Source organism: Agromyces larvae, assembly GCF_022811705.1.
GTDB classification, from domain to species: domain Bacteria; phylum Actinomycetota; class Actinomycetes; order Actinomycetales; family Microbacteriaceae; genus Agromyces; species Agromyces larvae.
The window spans coordinates 1,763,475-1,787,858 of the sequence record NZ_CP094528.1 but is presented as its reverse complement, the minus strand read 5'-3'; the positions used below and the strand labels follow the sequence as shown (position 1 = coordinate 1,787,858).

Sequence of the window (24,384 nt, the reverse complement as noted above, 5' to 3'; positions counted from 1 at the left end):
GCCCGTTCACCCGGCCCGTTCACCCGGCCCGTTCACCCGGCCCGGCTGCACTCGCTCGTGGACCTCATCTCGATCCGTGCCTGCCCGTCACCGCCCCGGGCGGTGACGTCGATCACGATCAGGTCGCGCCCGACGAGGCGGATCCCGAGGTTCTCGCGGGATTCGAGCGCCGTGGCCCGCACCACCCAGCCGTCGGCGACGGGGAAGGCGCGCTCGAGGCCCGCGGCCCAGCCCACCCGATCGAACGCGGGATCGATCCGGATGACCCGCTGCACGTCCGCCTGATCGCCGCGCCCGTCGAGCGGGCACGCGGCTCGGGTGATCTCCTCCGAACGATCGAGCACGATCTCCGTCGGCAGGGTGCCCTCGATCCGATCGAGATGCGCGGTGACCTTCGCGACGGCGGCCGCCACCGTCGGCGGCTGCGGGTCCGGCACGAGCAGCGTCGCAACCCACGCGGCGACGGCGAGGGCGCCGACCGCGACGGCCAGCACGATCGTCGCCGACGGGCGCCGGGCCCGCACGCCCGGTCGGGCTCGCGCGGGCATCAGCGGTCCGCTCGGCCGGGGCGCCCGCGGGTGCGCATCAGTCGAACCCGAGGCTCAGCTTGCGCAGCAGCGCCGCGAGCCGGCGCTGCTCGGTCGTCGGCAGGCCCGACAGCAGTTCGGCCTCGGCGTCCACGAGCCGGGTGATCGCGGCATCCACCCGCGTGAGCCCGGCCGCGCTCATCTCGACCAGGATGCCGCGCCCGTCGTGCGGATCGGTCTGCCGGCTCACGAGCCCCCGCGAGACGAGCCGGTCGATGCGGTTCGTCATCGTGCCGCTCGAGACCAGGGTCTGCTGCAGCAGCGACTTCGGGCTGAGCCGGTACGGTGCGCCGGCGCGGCGCAGCGCCGACAGCACGTCGAACTCCCACGACTCCAGGCCCGACTGGGTGAAGGCGTGCTTGCGGGCGCGGTCGAGGTGCTTCGAGAGCCGGTCGACGCGCGAGAACACCTGCAGCGGCGCGAAGTCGAGGTCGCCGCGTTCGCGCTCCCAGTCGCCGACGATCCGGTCCACTTCGTCGCTGTCCGCCATGAGCACATTCTGGCAGGGAGGCTCCGGACGGCGGGTCCGCGGAGGGCGAAGCAGCCGGATGCCTCATGGCAGACTTGAGGGCGCGCCCGGCGGGTTCCGACCCGCGCCCGCGGTGCGGTCCGCCATGGTGTAACGGCAGCACGACAGCCTTTGGAGCTGTGAGGACCAGGTTCGAATCCTGGTGGCGGAGCATGACCGATCAGAACCTCGCCATCATCGTCCTGGCCGCGGGTCAGGGCACGCGCATGAAGTCGTCGCTGCCGAAGGTGCTGCACCCCCTCGCGGGTGCGCCGATCGTCGCGCACGTGCTGGCCACCGCCCGCGCGCTCGACGCGGCCGAGGTGCTCGCCGTCGTGCGGCACGAACGCGACCTCGTCGCCGAGGCGATCGAGGCCGAGTTCCCCGGCACGTCGATCGTCGACCAGGACGAGGTGCCCGGCACCGGCCGCGCCGTCGAGCTCGCGTTCGCGGCGCTGCCCGAGGGCTTCGACGGCGAGGTGCTGGTGCTGAACGGCGACGTGCCGCTGCTGAACGCCGACACCCTCGCCGCGTTCGTGCAGCAGCATCGCGCGGCGGGCGTCGCGGCATCCGTCCTCTCCGCCCGGTTCGCCGACCCGACCGGCTACGGGCGCATCGTGCGCGATGCATCCGGCGCCTTCGACCGCATCGTCGAGCAGAAGGACGCGTCCGATGCCGAGCGCGCGATCGACGAGATCAACGCGGGCGTGTACGCGTTCGGAGCGGGCGCGCTGCGCGACCAGCTCGCGAACCTCACCACCGAGAACGCGCAGGGCGAGAAGTACCTGACCGATCTGATCGGGCTGCTGCGGTCGGCCGGCAGCGAGGTCGAGGCGGTGCCGGTGAGCGAGCCGTGGCTCGTGGCCGGCATCAACGACCGCGCGCAGCTCGCCGAGACGGCGGCCCGTCTGAACGCGCTCATCGTGCGCGGCTGGCAGCTCGCGGGCGTCACGATCGAAGACCCCGCGACCACCTGGATCGACCTCGCGGTGCGCATCGAGCCCGACGCGACCATCCGGCCGGGCACGCAGCTGAAGGGTGCGACGCTCGTGCAGGCCGGCGCGATCGTCGGCCCAGACACCACGCTCGTCGACTGCGAGATCGGCGCACGCGCCGAGGTGAAGCGCACGGATGCCACGCTCGCCGTCGTCGGCGACGGAGCATCCGTCGGCCCCTTCGCCTACCTGCGGCCCGGCACCGTGCTCGGCGCCGACGGCAAGATCGGCACCTTCGTCGAGACGAAGAACGCGACGATCGGGCACGGCAGCAAGGTGCCCCACCTCAGCTACATCGGCGACACCGAGATCGGCGTCGAATCGAACGTGGGCGCCGGCTCGATCACCGCGAACTACGACGGCGTGAACAAGCACCGAACCGAGATCGGCTCGCACGTGCGCACGGGGTCGCACGGCGTCTTCGTCGCGCCCGTTAGGATTGGTGACGGCGCGTACACGGGGGCGGGCACGGTCGTCCGAAAGGACGTCCCTGCCGGGTCTCTCGCGGTGAACGTCGCGCCGCAGCGCAACATCGAAGGGTGGGTCCTCGCCCACCGGGCCGGCACCGCTGCCGCGGAGGCCGCGGCGCAGGCCGGGCAGGGCGAGAACGGCACCGACTGAGCCCGGCCGGGGCCGGCGGAAGGACAGCACACATGTCGGGAATCGAGACCGCCGGATCCAAACGACTGGTGCTGGTCTCGGGCCGTGCGCATCCCGCGCTCGCCGAGTCGATCGCCGAGGAGCTCGGCAGTGAACTGGTGCCCACCGATGCGCGCACCTTCGCGAACGGCGAGATCTACGCCCGCTACGACGAGAGCGTGCGCGGCGCCGACGCGTTCGTGATCCAGTCGCACACGTCGCCCATCAACGAGTGGCTCATGGAGCAGCTCATCATGGTCGACGCGTTGAAGCGGGCCTCCGCGAAGCGCATCACCGTGGTCGCGCCGTTCTACCCCTACGCGCGTCAAGACAAGAAGGGCCGCGGCCGCGAGCCGATCTCGGCCCGCCTGGTCGCCGACCTGTTCAAGGCCGCCGGGGCCGACCGCATCATGAGCGTCGACCTGCACGCCGCGCAGATCCAGGGCTTCTTCGACGGCCCGGTCGACCACCTGTTCGCGATGCCGGTGCTGCTCAACGAGTTCAAAGAGACGCTCGACCCGTCGACGCTCACCGTCGTCTCGCCCGACATGGGCCGGGTGCGCGTCGCCGACATCTGGAGCGACAAGCTCGGTGCGCCGCTGGCCATCATCCACAAGCGCCGCGACCCGCTGGTGCCGAACCAGGTCTCGGTGCACGAGATCGTCGGCACCGTCGAGGGCCGGGTGTGCCTGCTCGTCGACGACCTCATCGACACCGGCCGCACCATCGTGAAAGCGGCCGAGGCGCTGAAGGCGAACGGCGCCACGGGCGTCGTGGTCGCGGCGACGCACGCGGTGTTCTCGCCGCCCGCGGTCGAGATCCTGCAGTCCGACGTGATCGACCGGGTCGTCGTCACCGACACCCTGCCCGTCCCCGAGGACAAGCGCTGGGACCGTCTGACGGTGCTCCCGATCGCGCCGCTGCTGGCGCGCGCGATCAAGGAGATCTTCGAAGACGGCTCGGTGACGAGCATGTTCGACGGCGCCGCGTAGGATGCATCGGTGAGCACCACCTCGACCCCGCGTCCCTGGCTCGACAGCTACGCCGAGGGGGTGCCCGACGACATCGACGCCGCCGAGGGCTCCCTCTACGACCTCATCCGCGAGTCGGTCGCGCAGTACCCCGACCGGCCCGCACTCGAGTTCTTCGGCCGCGAGACGACCTACGCCGACCTCGGCGCGCAGATCGAGCGCGCCGCCGAGGGCCTGCGGCTGCTCGGCGTGCAGAAGGGCGACCCGGTCGCGATCGTGCTGCCGAACTGCCCGCAGCACATCGTCGCGTTCTACGCGGTGCTGCGGCTCGGCGCGATCGTCGTCGAGCACAACCCGCTGTACACGCCGCGCGAGCTGCGCCACCAGTTCGAGGACCACGGCGCGCGCGTGGCGATCGCGTGGGACAAGACGGTGGAGACCATCCAGGGCTTCCCGGCGGATGTCGCGGTGCCGACGGTCGTCTCGGTCGACGTGACCCGGGCGATGCCGTTCGCGACCCGCGCGGCGCTGCGTCTGCCGATCGCGAAGGCGCGCGAGTCGCGCGACGCCCTCACGACGAAGGTGCGCGGCACGGTGCGCTGGGAGCAGCTGGTCGAAGCCGACCCCATCGACCCGCACATCTTCACGCCCGGCGTCGACGACGTCGCCCTCATCCAGTACACGAGCGGCACGACGGGCAACCCGAAGGGGGCGACCCTCACGCACGGCAACCTGCTCGCGAACGCGGCGCAGGCGCGGGCCTGGGTGCCGCAGGTGCCGCGCGGCACCGCGGTCGTCTACGCGGTGCTGCCGATGTTCCACGCGTACGGGCTCACCCTCTGCCTGACGTTCGCGATGAGCATGGGTGCGCGGCTGGTGCTGTTCCCGAAGCCCGACGCCGACCTCATCCTGAAGGTCGTGAAGAAGCGCCCGGCGACGTTCCTGCCGGCGGTGCCGCCGATCTACAAGCGGCTCACGCAGGCCGCCGATGCGCAGGGCGTGTCGCTCGCGGGCATCCAGATTGCGATCTCGGGTGCGATGGCGCTGTCGACCGACGTGGTCGAGCCCTGGGAGGAGCGCACCGGCGGATACCTCGTCGAGGGCTACGGTCTCAGCGAGTGCTCGCCCGTGCTGATGGCCAACCCGGTGGCCGACAACCGCCGGGCGGGCACGGTCGGCCTGCCGCTGCCGTCGACCGAGTGCCGGGTCGTCGACCCCGACGACCCCATGACCGACGTGCCGCAGGGCGAGCGCGGCGAGCTCGTCGTGCGCGGTCCGCAGGTGTTCCAGGGCTACTGGAAGAAGCCCGAGGAGACCGAGGCGGTGTTCGTCGACGACCCCGACGGCGGTTCGCCGTGGTTCCGCACGGGTGACATCGTCGCGATCGACGACGCCGGCTTCGTGCGGATCGTCGACCGCATCAAGGAGCTCATCATCACCGGCGGCTTCAACGTCGCGCCGACCGAGGTCGAGGAGGCGCTGTGCAAGCACCCCGACATCGACGACTGCGCGGTCGTCGGGCTGCCCGATGAGCACTCCGGCGAGCAGGTGGTCGCCGTCGTGGTGCTCCGCGAGGGCGCGGCCTTCGACGCCGAGGCGATCCGCACCTTCGCGCGCGACGCGCTGACGCCCTACAAGGTGCCCAGGCGCGTGGTGCAGGCCGACGAGCTGCCGAAGTCGCAGATCGGCAAGGTGCTGCGGCGCCAGGTGCGCACCGGGCTGCTGAACGGCTGAGATGGGGTTCCTGTCGGAGGGAACGGCTGCGGCGCTCGCGCGTCTCGTCGCGCTCGACGACGCGGATGCTCCGCCGCTCGAGCGGCTCCGAGGCATCCGTTCGCTCGTGGCCGCCCTCGAAGCCGACCCGGCCGCGCTCGCCGCGGTGCGCGAGGCGGTCGCCTCGGGCGCGACCTGGGAGGACGTCGCGGATGCTGCGGGCCTCAGCCCGTCCGCGGCGAAGTACCGGTGGGCGGGCGACGACGACGCCATCGCCCGGCGGCAGGAGGCGAGCCGGCGCCGCAAGCGCGACCGGCCGTCGTCGAAACCCGTCGACCTGCCGGGGCTCTCGGTCGCGGAGGCGGCGAAGCAGCTCGGCGTGACCCCGCAGGCGATCTACCAGCGGGTGTCGCGCGGGCTGCTCGAGGCGCGCACCGTCGAACTGCCCGACGGGCGCAGCTACAAGCGGGTGTTCCTCGAGCCCGAGGGCTGAACGTCGCGGCCGGGTCAGACGTCGCGGCCCGGCCCGTCGACGAAGCGCGGCGGCCCGGGGATGATGCCGAGATTCGCCACCAGTCGGCTCTCGTGCTCGGACTCGGCGTAGCACAGCCAGCCCGGCCCGCCGGGGGCGAAGAGGTCGAACGCCACGTGCGCGCCGGTCGCGCGCGCGTCGAACGCCTGCGCGAGCGACGCGCACGACCGGGCGGCGGCGTTGTGCGCCACACCGTAGAGCGAGAGCACGAGCGGCAGCACCATGGCCGCGAGCGCCACGAACACGACCGCGCGGAGCATCCGCCGCCGTCGGTCGCCGCGGACCGGCCACTCGGCGTCGCCGTCGCCGGCGAGCTCGGGATGCCAGTCGTCGGCCATCGGATCGGTGCTCATGGGAGCACCATCGTAGCCCGGCGACCTGCTCGTCGCCGGGCTCCGACGCCCGGTTCGGGAGAGCCGGGGCTCAGTGCCAGCTGGGCTCGGTCTCGATCTCGGTGCGGTCGCCCGACCAGAGCGTGTGGAACACGCCGTCCTTGTCGATGCGACGGTAGGTGTGCGCGCCGAAGAAGTCGCGCTGCCCCTGGATGAGCGCGGCCGGCAGGCGCTTCGCGCGCAGGCCGTCGTAGTAGGCGAGCGACGATGAGAACGCCGGGGTCGGGATGCCTGCGCCCGCGGCGATCTGCACGACGCGGCGCCAGCTCTCCTGGGCGCCCGCGATCGCGTCGCGGAAGTACGGCGCCACGACCAGCGCGACGAGGCTGGGGTCGTCGGCGTACGCCTCGGCGATGCGGTTGAGGAACCGCGCGCGGATGATGCATCCGGCTCGCCAGATCTTCGCGATCTCGCCCTTGTCGATGTTCCAGCCGAACTGCTCGGCGCCCGAGATGATCTCGTCGAAGCCCTGCGAGTAGGCGATGATCTTCGACGCGTACAGGGCGCGGCGCACGTCCTCGATGAAGGCGTCGGCGTCCTCGGGCGCGACCGTCCACGCCTCGGCCGGGCCGGGCAGGTCGGCGGATGCCTCGCGCTGTGCGGCCTTCGACGACAGCGAGCGGGCGAACACGGCCTCGGCGATGCCCGAGGTCGGCACGCCCAGGTCGAGGGCGTTCTGCACCGTCCAGGCGCCGGTGCCCTTCGCGCCCGCGGCGTCGAGGATGACGTCGACGAGCGGCTCGCCGGTGGCGGCGTCGACCTGGCGCAGCACCTCGGCGGTGATCTCGATGAGGTAGCTCTCGAGTTCGCCGGTGTTCCACGCGGCGAAGATGTCGGCGATCTCGGCCGGGCTCTTGCCGGTGCCCTGGCGGATGAGGTCGTACGCCTCGGCGATGAGCTGCATGTCGGCGTACTCGATGCCGTTGTGCACCATCTTCACGAAGTGGCCGGCGCCGTCGGTGCCGACGTGGGTCACGCACGGCTCGCCGTCCTCGGGGGCCTTCGCCGCGATCGTGCGCAGGATCGGGCCGAGGGTCTCGTACGACTCGGCGGTGCCGCCGGGCATGAGCGACGGGCCGTTGAGCGCGCCCTCTTCGCCGCCCGAGACGCCCATGCCGACGAAGTGCAGGCCGTGCGAGCGCACCTCGGCCTCGCGGCGGATGGTGTCGTGGAAGTTCGCGTTGCCGCCGTCGACGATGATGTCGCCCGGCTCGAAGCGGGCGGTGAGTTCGGAGATGACCGCGTCGGTGCCCTTGCCGGCCTGCACCATGATGACCGCCGTACGCGGCTTCTGCAGCGAGGCGACGAACTCGTCGTAGCTCTCGGACGCGATGAAGCCGGCCTCGGGGTGCTCGTCGACCAGGGTGCGGGTGCGCTCGGGGGAGCGGTTGAACACGGCCACCGTGTTGCCCTCGCGGCTGGCGAGGTTGCGGGCCAGGTTCGAGCCCATGACGGCGAGGCCGACGACCCCGATGTTGGCGCTTGCGGTTTCAGGCACGGAGAACTCCTCGGGAGAAATGCGGGATGAGTCCAGCGTAGTCGGGCGGTGTGTTGCGTTGCGCGGCGTTGCGCGGAGCGACCGAGAATGTGAGTTTCCGAACCAGTAGACTGGTAAATGTGTCAACGACGACCTCTCCTGCCATCCGTTCCCGCGAGTTTTTCCTGTGGGCCCTCGGCGTTGCGGGCGCCGGCATCGCGCTCGCCCTGATCGTGCGACTCGTGCCGAGCGATGCGGTGCATCGGGCCGGGGTGATGTTCATCCCCTTGCTGGTGCCGATCGTCGCCCTGCTCGCCGTGGTTTCGGTGGTGTACGGCGTCATCGCCCTCGTGCGGGCGGGCAGGCGGGCCGGATCCGATCGACTGCCGGTGATCGTGTCGACCGTCGGGTCGGTGCTGCTCGTCCTGTTGCTTCCGGTCTTGGTGGCTGCCGCCCAGCTGCTCGTGGTCCTCGTGGGCGGGCTCGTCGGGTGACGCCTGCAGCGCGCGCAATCGCACGTAGAATGTTCTATTGACAACATTTTTTGTGAGTGTTTCAATGGTGACCTCGAAGGGGAGCCGGTCCTGCAGCTCCCCGAAGCCACCTCACCCAGGGAGTTCGCTCAATGAAGATCCGAATCCTCACAGCGGGCGCGGCCGTGTTGGCACTCACGGTCGGTCTCGCCGGATGCGCCCAGAGCGGCGAGAGTCCTGCGCCGACCGACGCCAGCAAGCCGTTCGCGGGCACCACCATCAAGTACTGGGCCACGAACCAGGGCCCCAGCCTCGACGCGGACGTCGAGATCCTCCAGCCCGAGCTCGACAAGTTCGAGGAGCAGACGGGCATCACGGTCGACCTCGAGGTCATCCCGTGGAGCGACATGACGAACAACACGCTCGCGGCGGCCGTCTCGGGCCAGGGCCCCGACGTCGTCAACATCGGCAACACGAACGCCACCACGCTGAACACGACCGGCGCATTCCTGCCGTTCGAGGGCGAGGACCTCGAGGCCGTCGGCGGCAAGGACAAGTTCCTCGAATCCGCGTGGCAGACGACCGGGCCCGAGGGCGTTGCGCCGACGTCCCTGCCCCTCTACAGCCAGGTCTACGGCCTCTTCTACAACAAGGCGCTCTTCGAGGCGAAGAACCTCGAGGCGCCCACCACGTGGGAGGAACTCGTCGACGCCGCGAAGGCGATCACCGACCCCGCCACCGACACCTGGGGCATCGTCGCGCCGGCCGGCACCGTGAACGTGGCCATGCACATCCAGTACATCTTCACGGCCCAGGCGGGCGGCTCGCCGTTCGACAAGGCCGGTGAGCCCGACTTCGTCACCGACGAGAACATCGCGGGCGTACGCCAGTACCTCGACCTGATGTCCGAAGCCAAGGTCATGAACCCGTCGAACGCGCAGTTCACCGACGGCACCCAGGCGACCAGCGAGTTCGCGGCGGGCAAAGCGGGCATGTACATGGCGCAGACCGGCAACGTGGCGGCGCTCCAGGCCAACGGCATGGACCCGTCGCAGTACGGCGTCGTGCCCGTGCCGGCTCCGGCGGGCGGCGACGAGGTCGGCAGCTTCATCGCCGGCACGAACATCTCGGTCTTCAAGAACACGAAGCACAAGGAAGCCGCGCTCGAGTTCGTGAAGTTCATGACCAGCCCCGAGGTGTCCGAGACCCTGAACAAGGCGTACGGCACGCTGCCCCCGCTGAAGGACGTCCCCGCCTCGGCCTATGAGGACTTCCCCGAGCTCATGGACATGTGGAGCCTGATCCTCGCCGACCACGCCATTCCGATGTCGCAGGTGCCGACCGTGTCCGCCTACCAGGCGAACGTCGGCGGCGGCGTGGTCGCGCTCTTCGCCGAGGCGGCGACCGGCGCGACGCCCACCGACGCGGATATCGAAGCGATGCTGAACGAGGCGCAGCAGAAGATGGCCACCAGCTGACGGGCCGCGCCGGCGGTCGTCGGCGCGACCTCCGACCTCACCGGCGCCGTCCCGGCCCTCCGGCCGGGACGGCGCCCACGACAGGAGAACGAATGTCAAGCACACTCGTCGAGCACGAGGCCGCAGCGAAGGCGCCGCGTCCCGTCACGACCGGTACGCCGTCCCCGCGACGTTCACGACGGCTCAGTTGGGGCCGGATCACTCCCTACCTGCTCATCCTGCCGGCGATCGTGTTCGAACTGCTCGTGCACGTGGTCCCGATGGTGGTCGGCGTCTGGATGAGCTTCATCCAGCTCACGCAGTTCTACATCACCAACTGGCTGAGCGCGCCGTTCGTCGGATTCGGCAACTTCCAGATCGCACTCGACTTCCAGAACCCGCTCGGCGCCCAGCTCGCGCGGTCGTTCGGCGTGACGCTGGCCTTCACGATCCTGACCGTCGGGTCGTCCTGGCTCTTCGGCATGGCGGCCTCGATCGTGCTGCAGCGCAGCTTCCGAGGACGCGGGTTCCTGCGCACGCTCTTCCTCATCCCCTATGCGATCCCCGCGTACGCCGGCATCATCACGTGGAAGTTCATCTTCCAGCGCGACACTGGCCTGCTCAACGAACTGCTCGTCGACAATCTGCACCTCACCGACACCGCGCCGTTCTGGCTCATCGGCGACAACGCCTTCTGGTCGCTCGTCATCGTCTCGGTCTGGCAGCAGTGGCCGTTCGCGTTCCTCATGACGATGGCCGGCATGCAGGGCATCCCCGAAGAGCTCTACGAGGCGGCCGCGATCGACGGCGCGAGCGTCTGGCAGCAGATGCGCCACATCACGCTCGGACTCATGCGGCCGATCAACTCCGTGCTGCTGCTCCTGCTGTTCCTGTGGACCTTCCGCGAGTTCAACACGCCATTCGTGCTGTTCGGCGCCAGACCGGCCGACAGCGCCAACCTGCTGGTCGTGAACATCTACCAGAGCTCGTTCATCCAGTGGAACTTCGGACTCGGCGCCGCGATGAGCGTGCTGCTGATGCTCTTCCTCATCCTCGTCGCCGCACTCTGGGCGGTCTGGAACAGAAAGGTGCGCCGCGATGCATGAGCCGCGCTCGTTCAAGATCTTCCGCTGGGTGGTGCTCGTTCCGCTCGTGCTGTTCACGGCTGTGCCGCTGTACGTCATGATGTCGTCGTCGCTGAAGCCCCTCGGCGACGTGCAGGGTCCGTGGGAGTGGTGGCCGAGCGAGCTCACCATCCAGCCGTTCATCGACATCTGGTCGACGGTGCCGCTCGCGCACTACTTCTGGAACAGCCTCGTCGTCTCGGTCTGCGCCACGGCCGCGAGCGTGATCATCGCGATCTTCGCCTCCTACGCGATCTCCCGCTACCGCTTCCGCGGTCGCGGTGCGTTCTCGGGCGTGGTGCTGTCGACGCAGATGTTCCCCGGCATCCTGTTCCTGCTGCCGCTGTTCATCATCTTCGTGAACATCGACCGCGCGCTCGGGTTCCAGTTCTTCTACCAGACCCAGGCCGGCCTCATCGTGACGTACCTCACCTTCACGCTGCCGTTCTCGATCTGGATGCTGGCGAGCTACATGGACGGCATTCCCCGCGACCTCGACGAGGCCGCGCGCGTCGACGGCACGACGGCGATGGGCGCGCTCTTCCGCGTCGTGCTGCCGTCGGCCCGGCCCGGCATCATCGCGGTCGCCGTGTACTCGTTCATGACGGCCTGGGGCGAGATCCTGTTCGCCTCGCAGATGACGAACAACGAGACCCGCACGCTCTCGATCGGTCTGCAGGCCTACTCCACCGAGGTCAACGTGTACTGGAACCAGGTGATGGCCGCATCGCTCGTGGTGAGCGTGCCGATCGTCGTCGGCTTCCTGATCCTCCAGCGCTACCTCGTCGCCGGCCTCACGGCGGGGGCCGTCAAGTGACCGCCGTGCCGACCGTGGTCTGCGTGGGCTCGGTGACCGTCGACACCATCGCGCTGGTCGATGCGTTGCCGGGTCGCGACGAGCGAGTCGTCGCCGAACAGTTCGTCGTGGCGGGCGGGGGGCCCGCCGCGACGGCCGCCGTGACGCTCGCGCGGCTCGGCGTGCCGGTCGGGTTCGCAGGCGTGGTGGGCGACGACGAGGCCGGCCGCGAGGCGCGGGCCGCGCTGGAGTCCGAGGGCGTCGACACGACCCTGCTGCGCACCGATCGCGACGCGACGACGGCGCGCAGCGTCGTGCTCGTCGAACGCGGCTCGGGCGCGCGCACGATCGTCACGTCGGCGTCGGCTGAGCCGGTGGCCCGTGACATCCGTGATCTCCCGGCCGACGTCGAGTGGCTGCACGTCGACCAGACGGGGTATGCGGCCGCTCGGGCGGCCATCGTGGAGCGGCCCGGTCTGCGACTCAGCATCGACGACGGCAACCCCGTCGACGCGCTCGACCTGGCCGGCGTGCAGCTCTACGCGCCGACGCTCGCGGTGCTCACCGCGCGGTTCGGCGCCGATCCGGCGACTGCGTTGCGCGCCGCGCGCGACGCGGGGGCCTTCCGAGTCGTCGCGACCTCCGGGTCCGACGGCGCCGAGGTGCTCGACGGCGACGCCGTCGTGCACGTGCCCGCCGTCGAGGTCGAGCCGGTCTCGACGCTCGGCGCCGGCGACGTCTTCCATGGCGCACTCCTCGCAGCCGTGGTGCGAGGCTCGCCGCTGGTCGAGGCCGCGGCCGCGGCGGCCGCGGTGGCAGCCCAATCGACTCACGCCCTCGACGGGCGAAGCGCCGTCCCGTTCGCGGCGGATCCGATCTCGACCTCCCGGCCTTGAACCGGTGAAAGGGGAACCACGACCATGACCTCGCACGACACCGTTCCGGCGTCGCCCGCACCCGGGCTCGCACTCGCCGACGGCGGCTTCGCGATGCTCGCGCTCGACCAGCGCGAGTCGCTGCGCCGGATGTTCCCGCTCGTGCACGGCCGCGAGGTCGACGACGAGACGCTGCGCCGGTTCAAGCGCGACGCGCTCGACGTGCTCTCACCGAAGGCGTCGGCCGTCCTGCTCGACCGCCTCTACGCGCTCGACGACCGGCGCCCGGCCGAGCTCGCCGACGACACCGCGCTGATCCTGGCCGTCGATGTGCTCATCCAGCCTCCCGGGCTGCCCGTCTCGGGCACCGAGCTCGATCGCGAGGTCACGCCGGAGTTCGTGGAGCAGGTCGGCGCCGACGCGCTGAAGCTGCTCGTCATCTGGCGCGAGCGCGACTCGGCCGACGAGCGGGCCGAGCTCGTGGCATCCTTCCTCGAACTCGCCGAGCAGTCCGGCGTCGTGAGCCTCGTCGAGGGCATCGTGCGCCCGTCCGATGGCGACCACTGGACCGACCATGCCGAGCGACACGAGGCGATCCTCGCCGCCGCGGCGGAGCTCGGCGGCTCCGGCACCACGATCTACAAGGCCGAGGTCCCCGGCTACGTGCCGGGTGACGTATCGCTCGTCCGCGAGCACGCCGAACGGCTCACCGCCGCTGTGCCCGTGCCGTGGGTCGTGCTGTCGAACGGGGTCGCGCAGGACGACTTCGCCGACGCCCTCCGCGAATCGGTCGCGGGCGGGGCGAGCGGATTCCTCGCCGGTCGCGCGATCTGGAGCGACACCGTCGCCGAACTCGACCCGTCGGCGGCCCTGCGCACGCGCTCGACCGCGCGGCTCGACGAACTCGGGCGCATCGTGTCCGAGGCGCGCGGCGCCGACGGCACCGGCAACCGCCCGGCTGGTGGTACACCGGACAGCGGAGAGAGGGGAACGCCGTGAACGAAGAGCGGTTCCGCTATACGTCGGCGCCCGAGCGCCGCGAGCGCCTGCTGCAGTACATCGCCGAGCAGGGGTACTGCACGATCGCCGAGCTGTCGAAGGCCTTCTCGGTGTCGGAGATGACGATCCGTCGCGACGCGCAGAAGCTCGTCGAGCAGGAGCTGGTGCGCGGGTTCCGCGGTGGGGTCGGCTCGCTCAGCAAGCAGGACCTCACGGGCAGCGATTACCGGTTCCGCGACATCGCGCACGCCGCCGCGAAGCACGCGATCGCCTCGGCGGCGGTGGGCATGGTCGAGTCGCACTCGGTCGTCGCGATCGACGCGGGCACGACGGCGAACCAGTTCGCGCAACTGCTCCCGGCCGACCGCGACATCAAGGTCATCACCAACTCGTTCCCCGCCCTCGCGAGCCTCGTCGGCAACCCGGGCGTCGAGGTGAGCTGCCTCGGCGGCACGCTGCATCCCGAGTCGTTGTCGTTCGACGGGCCCGCGACGCTCGCCGGCATCGAGAACATCCAGATCCAGACGCTCTTCCTCGCAGCGAGCGGCATGAGCGATCGCGGGGCGTTCTGCGCGAACGGCTTCGACGCCATCACCAAGCGTGCGCTCATCGATGTCTCCGAACGCGTCGTCCTGCTCGCCGACTCGACCAAGTTCGACGCGCACGCGATGGTGCGCATCTGCGACTGGGACGTCGTCGACCGGCTCATCGTCGACGACGGCATCAGCGACGCGCAGCAGCACATGTTGCGCCAGCAGGGCGTGCAGGTCGAGGTCGTGCCCGTGAACGAATCCGTCGAGGCGGTCTCGTGAGCGGGACGCGCATCGCGGTCGTCGCCGGCGACGGCATCGGCCTCGAGGTGATGCCGGCCGGCATCCGGGCCGTCGATGCGGTCGCCGAGGTGCATGGACTGCGTCTCGACTGGCACCACCTCGACTGGGGCTCCGAGTTCTACCGGCGACACGGCCGGATGCTGCCCGTCGACGGCCTCGAGGTGCTCGCCCAGCACGACGCGATCTTCCTCGGCGCCGTCGGCGTGCCCGACATCCCCGATGTCGAGACGCTGTGGGGGCTGCTCATCCCGATCCGCCGCGCGTTCGAGCAGTACATCAACCTGCGGCCCGTGAAGACACTGCCCGGCGTCACCAACCGGGTGCGCACCGACGAGGTGATCGACCTCATGATCGTGCGCGAGAACAACGAGGGCGAGTACTCCGAGATCGGCGGGCGCGCCTACCGCGGACTGCCCGAGGAGGCGGCCTTCCAAGAGAACGTGTTCACGCGCAAGGGCGTCGCGCGGGCCGCACGCTTCGCCGCGGAACTGGCGGTCTCGCGCGGCGGCCGGCTCACCTCGGCGACCAAGAGCAACGGCATCGTGCACACCATGCCGTTCTGGGATGAGGTCGTGCGTGACACGCTGACGGACTACCCGTCGGTCGAGCTGCGCAGCGAGCTCATCGACGCGCTCGCGGCCTCGCTCGTGCTGCATCCCGAGCGCTACGACGTGATCGTCGCGTCGAACCTCTTCGGCGACATCCTCTCCGACCTCGCGGGCGCGGTGACCGGGTCGATCGGCTCGGCCCCGAGCGCGAACCTGAACCCCGAGCGACGGCACCCGTCGATGTTCGAGCCCGTGCACGGGTCGGCGCCCGACATCGCGGGGCAGGGCATCGCGAACCCGATCGGCCAGATCTGGAGCGGCGCGATGATGCTCGACGCGCTCGGCCACCGCCCCGCCGCCGCCCACCTCACCGCCGCGTTCGAGCACGTGCTCGCCGAGGGCGTGCGCACGCGCGACCTGGGCGGCACCGCCTCGACCGAGCAGTTCACCTCCGCGGTCGTCGCCGCGGTCGGCGGGCTCGCCGACCGGTACGTCGGCGCCGACCCGGGCGCCGACGCCGTGGGTGCGGACGTCGCGGAGGTGGCCTCGTGAGCGCCGAGCCGCAGGTGCGATCGGATGCCGCGGAGCGCGTGGACCTCGCGGGGCCGATCGATGGCGCGGGGCATCCGCTTCGCCGTCAGTCCCTCTTCATCGACGGCGACTGGGTCGACGGGCAGGGCAGCCGCGAGGTGCGCGACCGCTGGACGGGCGAGCCGATCGCGATCGTCTCCGAGGGCGATCCCTCGCTCGCGACCGCGGCCGTCGATGCGGCCGCTCGGGCGCTGCTGACGGCGTTCCCGATCCCCGACCGGTCGCGCGTGCTCGCGGCGGCCGCGGCGGAGATCGCCGCGCGCGCCGAGGAGTTCGCCCGGGCCATCACGGCCGAGACGGGCAAGCCGATCACCGCCGCCCGCGGCGAGGTCGGGCGCGGCGTCGAGACGCTGACCTGGGCCGCCGAAGAGGCCAAGCGGCTGCCGGGCGAGACCGTGCGCCTCGACGCGATCGCGTCGGGCGCCGGCACCATGGCGTTCACCGTTCCCGAGCCGCGGGGTGTCGTCGCGGCGATCACGCCGTTCAACTTCCCGCTCAACCTGGTGCTGCACAAGGTGGCGCCGGCGATCGCGGCCGGATGCTCCGTGGTGCTGAAGCCGTCGGACAAAGCGGTCGTCGTCGCCGGCCTGCTGGCCGAGGCGTTCGAGGCCGCAGGGCTTCCAGCGGGACGGCTCAACCTCGTCACGGGCGCGCCGGCGCGGGTCGTCGACCCGTGGCTCGCCGATCCACGGGTCGCGGTCGTCACCTTCACCGGGTCGAGCGCCGTCGGCTGGGACCTCAAGCGCCGCTCGCCCGCGAAGCTGCACGTGCTCGAGCTCGGCTCGAACACCGCGCTCGTGGTGACCGACAGCGCCGACGTCGACCGGGCCGCCGCCGATGCGGCGACCGCGGCGCTCGCGAACTCGGGCCAGGCGTGCGTGTCGCTGCAGCGCATCTACGTGACGCCCGGCATCGCCGAGCGCTTCACCGCGGCGCTCGCCGAGCGCTTCGGCGCGACGCCCGTCGGCGACCCCCGCGAGGAGTCGACCGTGGTCGGGCCGCTCATCACCGACTCCGCCGCCGAGCGGCTCGCCGCGACGATCGCCGCGTCGGTCGCGGCCGGCGGCCGCGTGCTCGCCGGCGGGTCGCTCGAGGGCGGCGTGCTGCAGCCGACACTGCTGGCCGACGTGCCCGCGAGCGATCCGATCGTCTGCGAAGAGGCGTTCGGCCCCGTCGCGAGCGTCATCGTGATCGACGACCTCGACGCGGCGATCGCCGCGGTCAACGACTCCGACTATGCGCTCAACACCGCGATCCATACGTCGAACCTCGGCGAGGCGATGGCGTTCGCCGAGCGGGCCGAGGCGGGCAGCGTGCTCGTCAACCTGCCGCCGTCATACCGCGCCGACCACATGCCGTACGGCGGCGTGAAGGGCTCGGGGCAGGGCACCGAGGGCGTGCGGTATGCGATCCACGAGCTGGTGCGCGAGAAGCTCGTGGTGCTGAAGCCGTAAGGCTCACGGACTCCGCTCGGCCTACTCGTCGCGCTGCGCGAAGACCGAGTCGAAGGCGGCCTGCGGGCGATCCCACAGCAGCGATCGCACGTGCGCGAGCGCGGCGGGCGCGCCCTCGTAGCGGCTCATCCCGGCGTCCTCCCACTCGATCGAGATCGGGCCGTCGTAGCCGATCGCGTCGAGCGCGCGGAACGCGTCTTCGAAGGGCACGTCGCCGTGGCCGGCTGACACGAAGGTCCAGCCGCGCCGGGGGCTGTCCCAGGGCAGGTGCGAGCCGAGTCGCCCGACCCGCCCGTCGCGCGCCCGGATGCGGGTGTCCTTGCAGTCGACGTGGTAGATGCGATCGGCGAAGTCGACGATGAAGTTCGCGGGGTCGATGTCCTGCCAGAGCATGTGGCTCGGGTCCCAGTTGAGGCCGAACGCCTCGCGGTGGTCGATCGCGTCGAGCGCGCGCCGGGTGGTGTAGGAGTCGTACGCGATCTCGGACGGATGCACCTCGAGCGCGAAGCGCACGCCCTCGGCGTCGAACACGTCCATGATCGGGTTCCAGCGGCGGGCGAAGTCCTCATAGCCGTCGTCGATGACGGTCTGCGGCACGGGCGGGTACATCGCGATGTAGCGCCAGATCTTCGAGCCGGTGAAGCCGGTCACCACGTCGACGCCCATGCGCCGGGCGAGCCGTGCGGTCTTCTTCAGCTGCTCGGACGCCCGCGCCCGCACGCCCTCGGGGTCGCCGTCGCCCCAGGTGCGCGGGCCCACGATCGCCTCGTGACGGAAGTCGAGCGGGTCGTCGCACACCACCTGGCCCTGCGCGTGGTTCGACAGCGCCCACACCTTCAGGCCGTGCCGCTCGAGCAGGTCGAGGCGGCCCTGCAGGTACGCGTCGTCGTCGAGCGCGCGGTCGACATCGAGGTGCTGGGTCTTGCAGGCGATCTCGAGGCCGTCGAAGCCCCAGTCGGCGGCCAGCCGCACGACCTCCTCGAAGGGCAGATCCGCCCACTGGGCGGTGAAGAGGGTGACGGGGCGCTTCATCGGTGCGTCTCCAGATTCATCGCAGTGCCTCCAGGAACTCGAGTCGGTTGCCGAACGGATCGCGGGCGTGGAATCGGCGGTGGCCGGGGAACCGGTCGTCGGGCTCGACCGCGATGCCGTGCTCGGCGAACCGCGCCGCGAGCGCGTCGAGGTCGTCGACGAGGATCGCGGGGTGGCTCTCGGCGTTCGGTGCGAACTCGGGATCGGGGATGGCGTGGATCTCGATGCCCGACGACCCGCCGACCGCATCGGGCTCGGAGCGGAACCAGGCGCCGCGGCTGCGGTCCATGGTCTCGGGCTTGGGCACCTCGACGAGACCCAGCACGCCGACGTAGAACGCGCGCGCGGCGTCTTCGGCGCCGACCGGGTGGGCGAACGCCGAGTGGTGGAGGCGGACGAAGCTCACGAGGCCACCGCCGTCATCGTGCCACCGGCGTCTCGTGCACGCGCGCGATCGCGTCGGCGAGGATCTTCGGCATGTCGCCCTCGTTGATCGTGAAGCCGACCTCGTCGCTGATCGCGAGGGGCGCCCCGAAGACGACGACGCCCGCGCCGATCGTCGGGCAGCTGACCGCCTGGTCGATGCTGAGGCCGCCGACCGCCTGCACCGGCACGGTCGTGGCGGCGACGATGGCGGGCAGGTCGGTGAGCGGCGAGAGCCGCAGCTCGGGGTGCATGCCCCGGTGGTCGTGCCCGATGTGGTGCAGCACCATGCCGACGCCGAGCGCCTCGAGCCGGCGCGCCTCGGCGACCCGGTCCGGTGCGGCGATGTCGTCGCCCATGACGAGCACGTCGAAGTCGGCGCCCGCCTCGCACACCCGCTGGATCGTCGCGTCGTGGGCGCGCGACATCACGACGACGGCGTCGGCGCCGGCCTCGGCGTACATGCGCGCCTCGCCGTACCCGCCGTCCATGATCTTCAGGTCGGCGACGAGCGGCGTGTCGGGGTACTCGGCGCGGAGCCTCCGCACCGCGTGGGCGCCCTCGGCCATCGCGAGCGGCGTGCCGATCTCGAGCCAGTCGGCTCCGGCCTCCATCGCGATCGCGGCCATGCGCAGCGCGTCGTCGAGGTGCTTCAGGTCGAGCGAGACCTGCACGATGCCGAACTCGAGGTCGGATCGCTGCAGGCCCCGGATGCGGCGTGCCATGCGGATGGTTCCCTTCGTCTGGGGTGGAGCGTCGGTGATGCGGATGTCCCGGGCCCGGGTCATCCGACCGCTGCCGCCCGAGCCGCCTCGAGCGAGGCGACCCGCACGTCGTGCGAGCCGCCGAACCAGCGGTCGCGCGCCTCGATGAGGAATTCGGCCGAGGCCGCGAGCTCGTCGAAGCCGTTGACGCCGTCCTCGATCGAGATCCAGCCGTCGTAGCCGGCGCCTGTGAGCGTGGTGAAGATGCGGTCGTAGTCGTTGAGGCCCTGCCCGATGACCCCGTGTGCGAGCGCGGGGGAGTAGCCGATGGTGCCGTCGGCCAGGCGCAGATCGTCGAGCGTCGTACCGGCCTCGAGGAATCGGTCGGACGCCTGCATCGTGACGACCCGGTCGACCACGCTCGCGAGGAAGTCGGCGGAGTCGACGCCGGCCGTGATCGCGTTCGACGGGTCGAACTGCACGCCGAAGTGCACCCGGTCGTCGATGGCGTCGACGATGCGGCGGAACACCTCGGGCCGCTGCGCGAACTCGGGGTACTGCCAGGTGCTGGCCTTGTAGTGGTTCTCGATGGCGAGCAGGATGCCGAGCTCGGCGGCGAGCGGCAGGAGCGACGTGATCGCCTCGACCGCCCACGCGACGCCGTCGTCGACCGCGACGCCGGGGTGGGCCTGGCCGCTCAGCACACGGCAGGTGGCACCCGGACCGCCGAGCTCGGCGGTGATGCGCATGAGCTCGGCTTGCCGGTCGTGCTCGCGAGCGCGCTCGTCCGCGTCGGGATGGGTGAAGTCGGGCGAGGCGCACATCATCGGCATCTCGAAGCTCGCGGCGCGGATCGCGTCGTCGAGGCGCGCGATCTCGCCGGGCTCGGTCGACCAGAGGAAGCCCGAGTGCAGTTCGAGGCCGTCGACGCCGAGCGCCCGTGCCTCGTCGATCCACTCGTAGACGGACTTCGTGCGCCGCAGCACCATAGCCTCGAGGTACCCCTTCGGAAATGCTGCGATGCGCACGGTTCCTCCTCGTCGGCGAGCGGCTGACCTCACGCTACAAGAATGAGCGCAAAGTGACAAACTTTGATTAGAATGTAACTTCCTTGGTGCGGGCGCCGCAGGTGCGGCAGTGCATCGTGCAGCACGACTTTCTTCAGAGTGGAAGGATCCCAGGTGAGGGCACTGGTCAAGTACGCGAACGAGGACGGCGCGCTCGAGGTGCGCGACGTCGCCGCTCCCGAGGCGGGGCCGAGCGAGGTGCTCGTGCGCGTGCACACCGTCGGGGTGTGCGGATCCGACATCCACATGTGGCACGACTCCCAGTCGAAGAGCTCGGTCGGCATCCTGCCGGTCACGCTCGGTCACGAGTCGGCCGGCGTCATCGCCGCGGTCGGCCCCGATGTCGAGGGCTGGGTCGTCGGCGACCGCGTCGTGTGCGAGACCGCCGCGAGCATCTGCGGCGTGTGCGCGCTCTGCCGCGCCGGCCGATACAACCTCTGCCCGTTCCGCGAGGGCTACGGGCTCAAGCGCGACGGGGCGATGGCCGAATACGTCGTCGCCGAGCCCCGGGTGCTGCACCGCATCCCCGACGGCGTGAGCTTCGCCGCCGCCGCGATGACCGAGCCCTACGCCGTGGCGTACAACGCGCTCATCGAGCGGGTCGGCGTCAAGCCCGGCGCGCTCGTCGTGATCCAGGGCGCCGGCGCGATCGGCATCAACGCGCTGCAGCTGGCGGTGCTCGCAGGAGCGGGCACGACCGCGGTGCTCGGCACCTCGGTCGACGCGCACCGCCTCGCTCGGGCGAGCGAGCTCGGCGCCGACCACGTCGTCGACATCACGAGCGAGGACCCGGCCGAGCTCATCGGCCGCCTGCACGACGGCCTGGGGGCCGACGTCGTCGTCGACGCGACCGGGGTGAGCGCCGCGCTGCAGCAGAGCATGCAACTCGTGCGCCCCGGCGGCGAGATCGCCAAGGTCGGCTGGGGCCCGCAGCCGCTCGGCTTCACGCTCGACCCGCTCGTCAAGAAGGCCGCGACGCTGTACGGCTGCTACTCGCACACCTGGTCGACGTGGGAGGCCGTGCTGCGTCTCTTCGCCGCGGGGCGACTGCACCCCGAATCGATCATCGGCGGCGCCTACCCCGTCGAGGAGTGGGAGACGGCGTTCGGCGCCATGCAGCGCGGCGAGCACATCAAGTCGGTGCTGCGCATGCCGTTCGGCCTCGAGAGCGAGGCCGACCGATGAGCGGCGACCGCGTGCGAGTGGGCGTGCTCGGCGTCGGCGCGGTCGCGCAGGCCGTGCACCTGCCGCTGCTCGCGCGGCGGCCCGACCTCTTCGAGATCGCGGCGATCTGCGACCTCTCGGCCGAACTCGTCAACGCGATGGGCGACCGGTTCGGCATCGCCCCGGCGCGCCGGTTCACCGCCTACGAGGACATGCTCGCTGCCGGCGGCCTCGACGCGGTCATGATCCTCTCGCGCGGCTCGCACGCCGAGCCCGTGCTGCAGGCCTGGCGGGCCGGGCTGCCGGTGTTCTGCGAGAAGCCGCTCGCCTACACCGTCGCCGAGGTCGACGCGCTGCTCGCGGCCGAGCCGGCCGGCCGGCCGGCGATCCTGCTGGGCTACATGAAGCAGTACGACCCGGCGGTCATCGCGGCATCCGAGCTGGTGGCGCAGCTCGACGACGTGCGCAGCGTCGAGGTGACCGTGCTGCATCCGCCGAGCGCACCCCAGCTCGCGATCGCCCGCATCGTCACCCCGTCCTCGCCGCCGCCCGCCGAGGTCGTGGCCGCGCAGGAGGCCGAGGACGACCGCCTGCGTCGCATCGCGGTCGGCGAGGCCGACCTCGACGTCTGGCGCACCTACCGGGTGCCCCTGGTCGGCAGCCTCGCGCACGACCTCTCGGTGATGCGCAGCCTCGGCACGATCCCCGTGGCCGTCGAGCACGCCGACGTGTGGCGGCAGTCGTCGGCTTCGCAGGTGCGCGACATCTCGCGCGACCGGCGCTCGATGGGCGAGGTGCCGCCGCAGGTCGCGGCGTCGGGCATCCTCGAGAACGGCGGGCGGTTCCGGCTGGCGTGGCACTACCTGCCCGACTTCCCGGCGTACCGCGAGACGGTGCGCGTCATCCACGGCGCGGGCGTGCTCGAGCTGGTCTTCCCCTCGCCCTACCTGCTGCACGCGCCCACCGAGCTGACGGTCTCGACCCTCGACGACGGCGCCGAGCGCCGGGTGATCCGCCGCAGCGTCACCGAGGCGTTCGAGACGCAGCTCGAGGCGTTCGCGGCGATGGTGCGCGACGGCGCCGAGCCGCGCAGCGGCCTCGCGGGCGGGCGGGCCGACATCGTCGACTGCCAGCGCATCATCGCGGCCTGGACCGGGCCGCGCGGCATTCCCGTCGGCGGGGAGATCGGCGCGCGCATCGCGCTCGATCGGTCGCCGGCCGATGCCGTCGAGGCGGTGCACTGATGGCTCGCCGGGTGGGACTCATCGGGTTCGGGCTCGCCGGCCGCGTCTTCCACGGCCCGCTGATCGCGGCCGAGCCGGCGCTCGAGCTCGCGGCGATCGTCACGAGCGATCCCGAGCGGGCGGCGGACGCCTCACGCAGGCATCCGGGCGCCGAGATCGTTCCGGATGCCTCGGAGCTGCTGTCGCGCGACGACCTCGACCTCGTGGTCGTCGCGGCCCCCACGCCCAGGCACCTCGAGCTCGCCACGCGCTTCATCGAGGCCGGGTTCGCGACCGTCGTCGACAAGCCGCTCGCGGTGCGCGCCGACGACGCCGAGCAGCTGGTGTCCACGGCCGAGTCGCGCGGCGTGCCGCTGACCGTGTTCCAGAACCGGCGCTGGGACGGCGACTTCCTCACCGTGCGCCGGCTCGTCGAGACCGGCGAGCTCGGCGACGTGTGGCGCTTCGAATCGCGCTTCGAGTGGATCAGTTCGCGGCCGCGGCCCGAATGGAAGTCGGGCACCCCGGGCGCCGAGGGCGGCGGGGTCGCCTACGACCTCGGCTCGCACCTGATCGACCAGGCGATCCGGCTGTTCGGTCCCATCGCCGACGTCTACGGCGAGCTCGACGTGCGCCGCGACGGCGGCGTGAACGACGACGACGCCTTCATCGCGCTTACCCACGCCTCCGGTGTGCGCAGCCACCTCGCGATGGCGAGCCTCGTCGCGCAGCGCGGGTTCCGGTTCCGGGTGCTCGGCAGCGACTCGGCCTACACGAAGTGGGGGCTCGACCCGCAGGAGGCGCAGCTCGCCGGCGGCATGAGCCCGCTCGACGACGGCTACGGCGTGACGCCGCCCGACGCCGACGGCCGCCTGGGACGCGACGGTGAGACCTCGCCCGTGCCGACCGAGCGCGGCGGGTACCGCGAGTTCTACCGCGGCGTCGCCGCCGCGCTCGAGACCGGCGGGGCGATGCCCGTCGACCCGCGCGATGCCATCGAGCCGATCCGCATCATCGAGGCGCTGCAGGCGCGCGCATGAGCGACGGAGCGATGGTGCCGCGCAACGCCGGCCGGGTCGTGCTCGTCACGGGGGCGGGCGCGGGCATCGGCCGGGCGATCGCGACGGCATTCCTCGAGACCGGGGCGATCGTCGGCGCGCTCGACCGCGCCGTCGCCGACGTGCCCGCCGGCGCCGAGCCGATCGAGGCGGATGTCACGGACGACGCCGGCATCGAGGCATCCGTTGCCGCCTTCGGCGCGCGCCACGGCCGCATCGACGTGCTCGTGAGCAACGCGGGCGTGAGCTACCCGGCGACCGTGACCGACGGCGAGCTCGCCGACTGGACACGGGTGTACGACGTCAACGTGCTGGGAATGGTGCGCGTCACGCGCGCCGCGCTGCCGTGGTTGCGCCGGTCGGAGGCCGCGAGCATCACGCTCATGGGGTCGTGCACCGTGCGCACCGGGCTCAAGCGGCGGGTGCTCTACGCCGGCACGAAGGGCGCCGTCGAGGCGATGTCGCGCGCGATGGCCGCCGACCTCGTCGACGAGGGCATCCGCGTGAACTGCGTGGCACCCGGCACCGTGGACACACCCCTCATCGGCGCGCTCATCGAGGCGGCTCCCGACCCGGGCGCACAGCGTCGCGCCTACGATGAGCGCCAGCCCACCGGTGTCATGGTGCGCCCCGAGGAGGTCGCGCGCGGGGTGCTCTACCTGTCGGACGCGGACGCCACCTCGATCGTGGGCAGCGTGCTCGCGATCGACGGCGGCCTCACGAGCCTGAAGCCGCTGCCGCGGTGAGGG

Annotated in this window: 25 protein-coding genes and 1 tRNA gene; 18 read left to right on the top strand and 8 right to left on the bottom strand. The window is 71.4% G+C overall.

The features are described 5' to 3' along the window. Positions 1–32: 32 nt before the first annotated feature. Together MTO99_RS08515 and MTO99_RS08510 are read right to left on the bottom strand one after the other, a co-directional pair. Complete coding sequence (locus MTO99_RS08515) at positions 33–548, bottom strand: hypothetical protein (protein WP_243558390.1); 516 nt, start codon at positions 546–548, stop codon at positions 33–35. 37 nt (positions 549–585) lie between these two features. Further along, the gene (locus MTO99_RS08510) at positions 586–1,077 is read right to left on the bottom strand and encodes a MarR family winged helix-turn-helix transcriptional regulator (RefSeq protein WP_243558388.1); all 492 of its coding nucleotides are present in this window, start codon (positions 1,075–1,077) and stop codon (positions 586–588) included. Between the two features lie 118 nt (positions 1,078–1,195). On the opposite strand from MTO99_RS08510, the gene MTO99_RS08505 reads away from it, so the two are divergent. The 5 genes from MTO99_RS08505 (at position 1,196) to MTO99_RS08485 (ending at position 5,906) form a co-directional block, all read left to right on the top strand. Then, positions 1,196–1,267, top strand: a tRNA-Gln gene (locus MTO99_RS08505). A 1-nt stretch (position 1,268) separates the two neighbouring features. Continuing rightward, complete coding sequence (gene glmU / locus MTO99_RS08500; RefSeq protein WP_243558386.1) at positions 1,269–2,711, top strand: bifunctional UDP-N-acetylglucosamine diphosphorylase/glucosamine-1-phosphate N-acetyltransferase GlmU; 1,443 nt, start codon at positions 1,269–1,271, stop codon at positions 2,709–2,711. Between the two features lie 32 nt (positions 2,712–2,743). Further along, on the top strand, positions 2,744–3,721 hold the full coding sequence (locus MTO99_RS08495; protein ID WP_149161418.1) for a ribose-phosphate diphosphokinase: 978 nt from the start codon (positions 2,744–2,746) through the stop codon (positions 3,719–3,721). 9 nt (positions 3,722–3,730) lie between these two features. Then, positions 3,731–5,434, top strand: coding sequence for a long-chain-fatty-acid--CoA ligase (locus tag MTO99_RS08490; protein ID WP_243558384.1), 1,704 nt, complete (start codon positions 3,731–3,733; stop codon positions 5,432–5,434). Between the two features lies 1 nt (position 5,435). After that, a complete protein-coding gene (locus MTO99_RS08485) occupies positions 5,436–5,906 on the top strand; it encodes a hypothetical protein (protein WP_243558383.1) in 471 nt (156 codons plus the stop codon). 14 nt (positions 5,907–5,920) lie between these two features. Here MTO99_RS08485 and MTO99_RS08480 read toward each other — a convergent pair whose 3' ends face one another. Together MTO99_RS08480 and gnd are read right to left on the bottom strand one after the other, a co-directional pair. Beyond that, positions 5,921–6,298, bottom strand: coding sequence for a hypothetical protein (locus tag MTO99_RS08480; RefSeq protein ID WP_243558381.1), 378 nt, complete (start codon positions 6,296–6,298; stop codon positions 5,921–5,923). 70 nt (positions 6,299–6,368) lie between these two features. After that, positions 6,369–7,835 (bottom strand): NADP-dependent phosphogluconate dehydrogenase, encoded by a 1,467-nt coding sequence (gnd, locus tag MTO99_RS08475; protein WP_149161422.1) that lies wholly within the window; start codon positions 7,833–7,835, stop codon positions 6,369–6,371. 119 nt (positions 7,836–7,954) lie between these two features. On the opposite strand from gnd, the gene MTO99_RS08470 reads away from it, so the two are divergent. From MTO99_RS08470 to MTO99_RS08430, 9 genes are all read left to right on the top strand, one after another. Then, entirely contained in the window at positions 7,955–8,308 is a 354-nt protein-coding gene (locus MTO99_RS08470; protein WP_243558380.1) for a hypothetical protein, read from the top strand. Positions 8,309–8,439: 131 nt separating this feature from the next. After that, entirely contained in the window at positions 8,440–9,765 is a 1,326-nt protein-coding gene (locus MTO99_RS08465; protein WP_243558379.1) for an ABC transporter substrate-binding protein, read from the top strand. A gap of 92 nt (positions 9,766–9,857) precedes the next feature. Then, on the top strand, positions 9,858–10,850 hold the full coding sequence (locus tag MTO99_RS08460; protein ID WP_149161425.1) for a carbohydrate ABC transporter permease: 993 nt from the start codon (positions 9,858–9,860) through the stop codon (positions 10,848–10,850). Then, positions 10,843–11,685: a carbohydrate ABC transporter permease gene (locus MTO99_RS08455; RefSeq protein ID WP_243558377.1), complete on the top strand. Its 843-nt coding sequence runs from the start codon at positions 10,843–10,845 to the stop codon at positions 11,683–11,685. Before MTO99_RS08460 ends, MTO99_RS08455 begins: the two co-directional genes overlap by 8 nt. Then, positions 11,682–12,560, top strand: coding sequence for a carbohydrate kinase family protein (locus MTO99_RS08450; protein ID WP_243558375.1), 879 nt, complete (start codon positions 11,682–11,684; stop codon positions 12,558–12,560). The genes MTO99_RS08455 and MTO99_RS08450 overlap by 4 nt, the downstream gene beginning before the upstream one ends. Before the next feature lie 24 nt (positions 12,561–12,584). After that, on the top strand, positions 12,585–13,538 hold the full coding sequence (locus MTO99_RS08445) for a hypothetical protein (protein WP_243558373.1): 954 nt from the start codon (positions 12,585–12,587) through the stop codon (positions 13,536–13,538). Next, entirely contained in the window at positions 13,535–14,350 is an 816-nt protein-coding gene (locus tag MTO99_RS08440) for a DeoR/GlpR family DNA-binding transcription regulator (RefSeq protein ID WP_243558372.1), read from the top strand. The genes MTO99_RS08445 and MTO99_RS08440 overlap by 4 nt, the downstream gene beginning before the upstream one ends. Next, positions 14,347–15,471, top strand: a complete 1,125-nt coding sequence (locus MTO99_RS08435; protein ID WP_256461040.1) for a tartrate dehydrogenase — start codon at positions 14,347–14,349, stop codon at positions 15,469–15,471. The genes MTO99_RS08440 and MTO99_RS08435 overlap by 4 nt, the downstream gene beginning before the upstream one ends. Then, positions 15,468–16,964 (top strand): aldehyde dehydrogenase family protein, encoded by a 1,497-nt coding sequence (locus MTO99_RS08430; RefSeq protein WP_243558371.1) that lies wholly within the window; start codon positions 15,468–15,470, stop codon positions 16,962–16,964. The genes MTO99_RS08435 and MTO99_RS08430 overlap by 4 nt, the downstream gene beginning before the upstream one ends. Before the next feature lie 21 nt (positions 16,965–16,985). Here the strand turns inward: MTO99_RS08430 and MTO99_RS08425 are convergent, their stop codons facing one another. From MTO99_RS08425 to MTO99_RS08410, 4 genes are read right to left on the bottom strand one after another with little or no spacing between them, the layout of a single operon-like run. Continuing rightward, the gene (locus tag MTO99_RS08425; RefSeq protein WP_243558370.1) at positions 16,986–17,996 is read right to left on the bottom strand and encodes a sugar phosphate isomerase/epimerase family protein; all 1,011 of its coding nucleotides are present in this window, start codon (positions 17,994–17,996) and stop codon (positions 16,986–16,988) included. A 16-nt stretch (positions 17,997–18,012) separates the two neighbouring features. Then, entirely contained in the window at positions 18,013–18,402 is a 390-nt protein-coding gene (locus MTO99_RS08420; protein WP_149161432.1) for a VOC family protein, read from the bottom strand. Positions 18,403–18,415: 13 nt separating this feature from the next. Next, positions 18,416–19,144 (bottom strand): orotidine 5'-phosphate decarboxylase / HUMPS family protein, encoded by a 729-nt coding sequence (locus MTO99_RS08415; RefSeq protein ID WP_243558368.1) that lies wholly within the window; start codon positions 19,142–19,144, stop codon positions 18,416–18,418. 59 nt (positions 19,145–19,203) lie between these two features. Then, a complete protein-coding gene (locus MTO99_RS08410; RefSeq protein WP_243558367.1) occupies positions 19,204–20,151 on the bottom strand; it encodes a sugar phosphate isomerase/epimerase family protein in 948 nt (315 codons plus the stop codon). A 153-nt stretch (positions 20,152–20,304) separates the two neighbouring features. Here MTO99_RS08410 and MTO99_RS08405 point away from each other — a divergent pair, with 153 nt between their 5' ends. The 4 genes from MTO99_RS08405 to MTO99_RS08390 are packed head-to-tail and all read left to right on the top strand — an operon-like array spanning position 20,305 to position 24,381. Continuing rightward, on the top strand, positions 20,305–21,375 hold the full coding sequence (locus tag MTO99_RS08405; RefSeq protein ID WP_243558366.1) for a zinc-dependent alcohol dehydrogenase: 1,071 nt from the start codon (positions 20,305–20,307) through the stop codon (positions 21,373–21,375). Beyond that, entirely contained in the window at positions 21,372–22,598 is a 1,227-nt protein-coding gene (locus MTO99_RS08400; RefSeq protein WP_243558364.1) for a Gfo/Idh/MocA family protein, read from the top strand. The genes MTO99_RS08405 and MTO99_RS08400 overlap by 4 nt, the downstream gene beginning before the upstream one ends. After that, the gene (locus tag MTO99_RS08395; protein ID WP_243558362.1) at positions 22,598–23,617 is read left to right on the top strand and encodes a Gfo/Idh/MocA family oxidoreductase; all 1,020 of its coding nucleotides are present in this window, start codon (positions 22,598–22,600) and stop codon (positions 23,615–23,617) included. Before MTO99_RS08400 ends, MTO99_RS08395 begins: the two co-directional genes overlap by 1 nt. Continuing rightward, complete coding sequence (locus tag MTO99_RS08390) at positions 23,614–24,381, top strand: SDR family NAD(P)-dependent oxidoreductase (RefSeq protein ID WP_243558360.1); 768 nt, start codon at positions 23,614–23,616, stop codon at positions 24,379–24,381. Before MTO99_RS08395 ends, MTO99_RS08390 begins: the two co-directional genes overlap by 4 nt. The last annotated feature ends 3 nt before the right edge of the window (positions 24,382–24,384 follow it).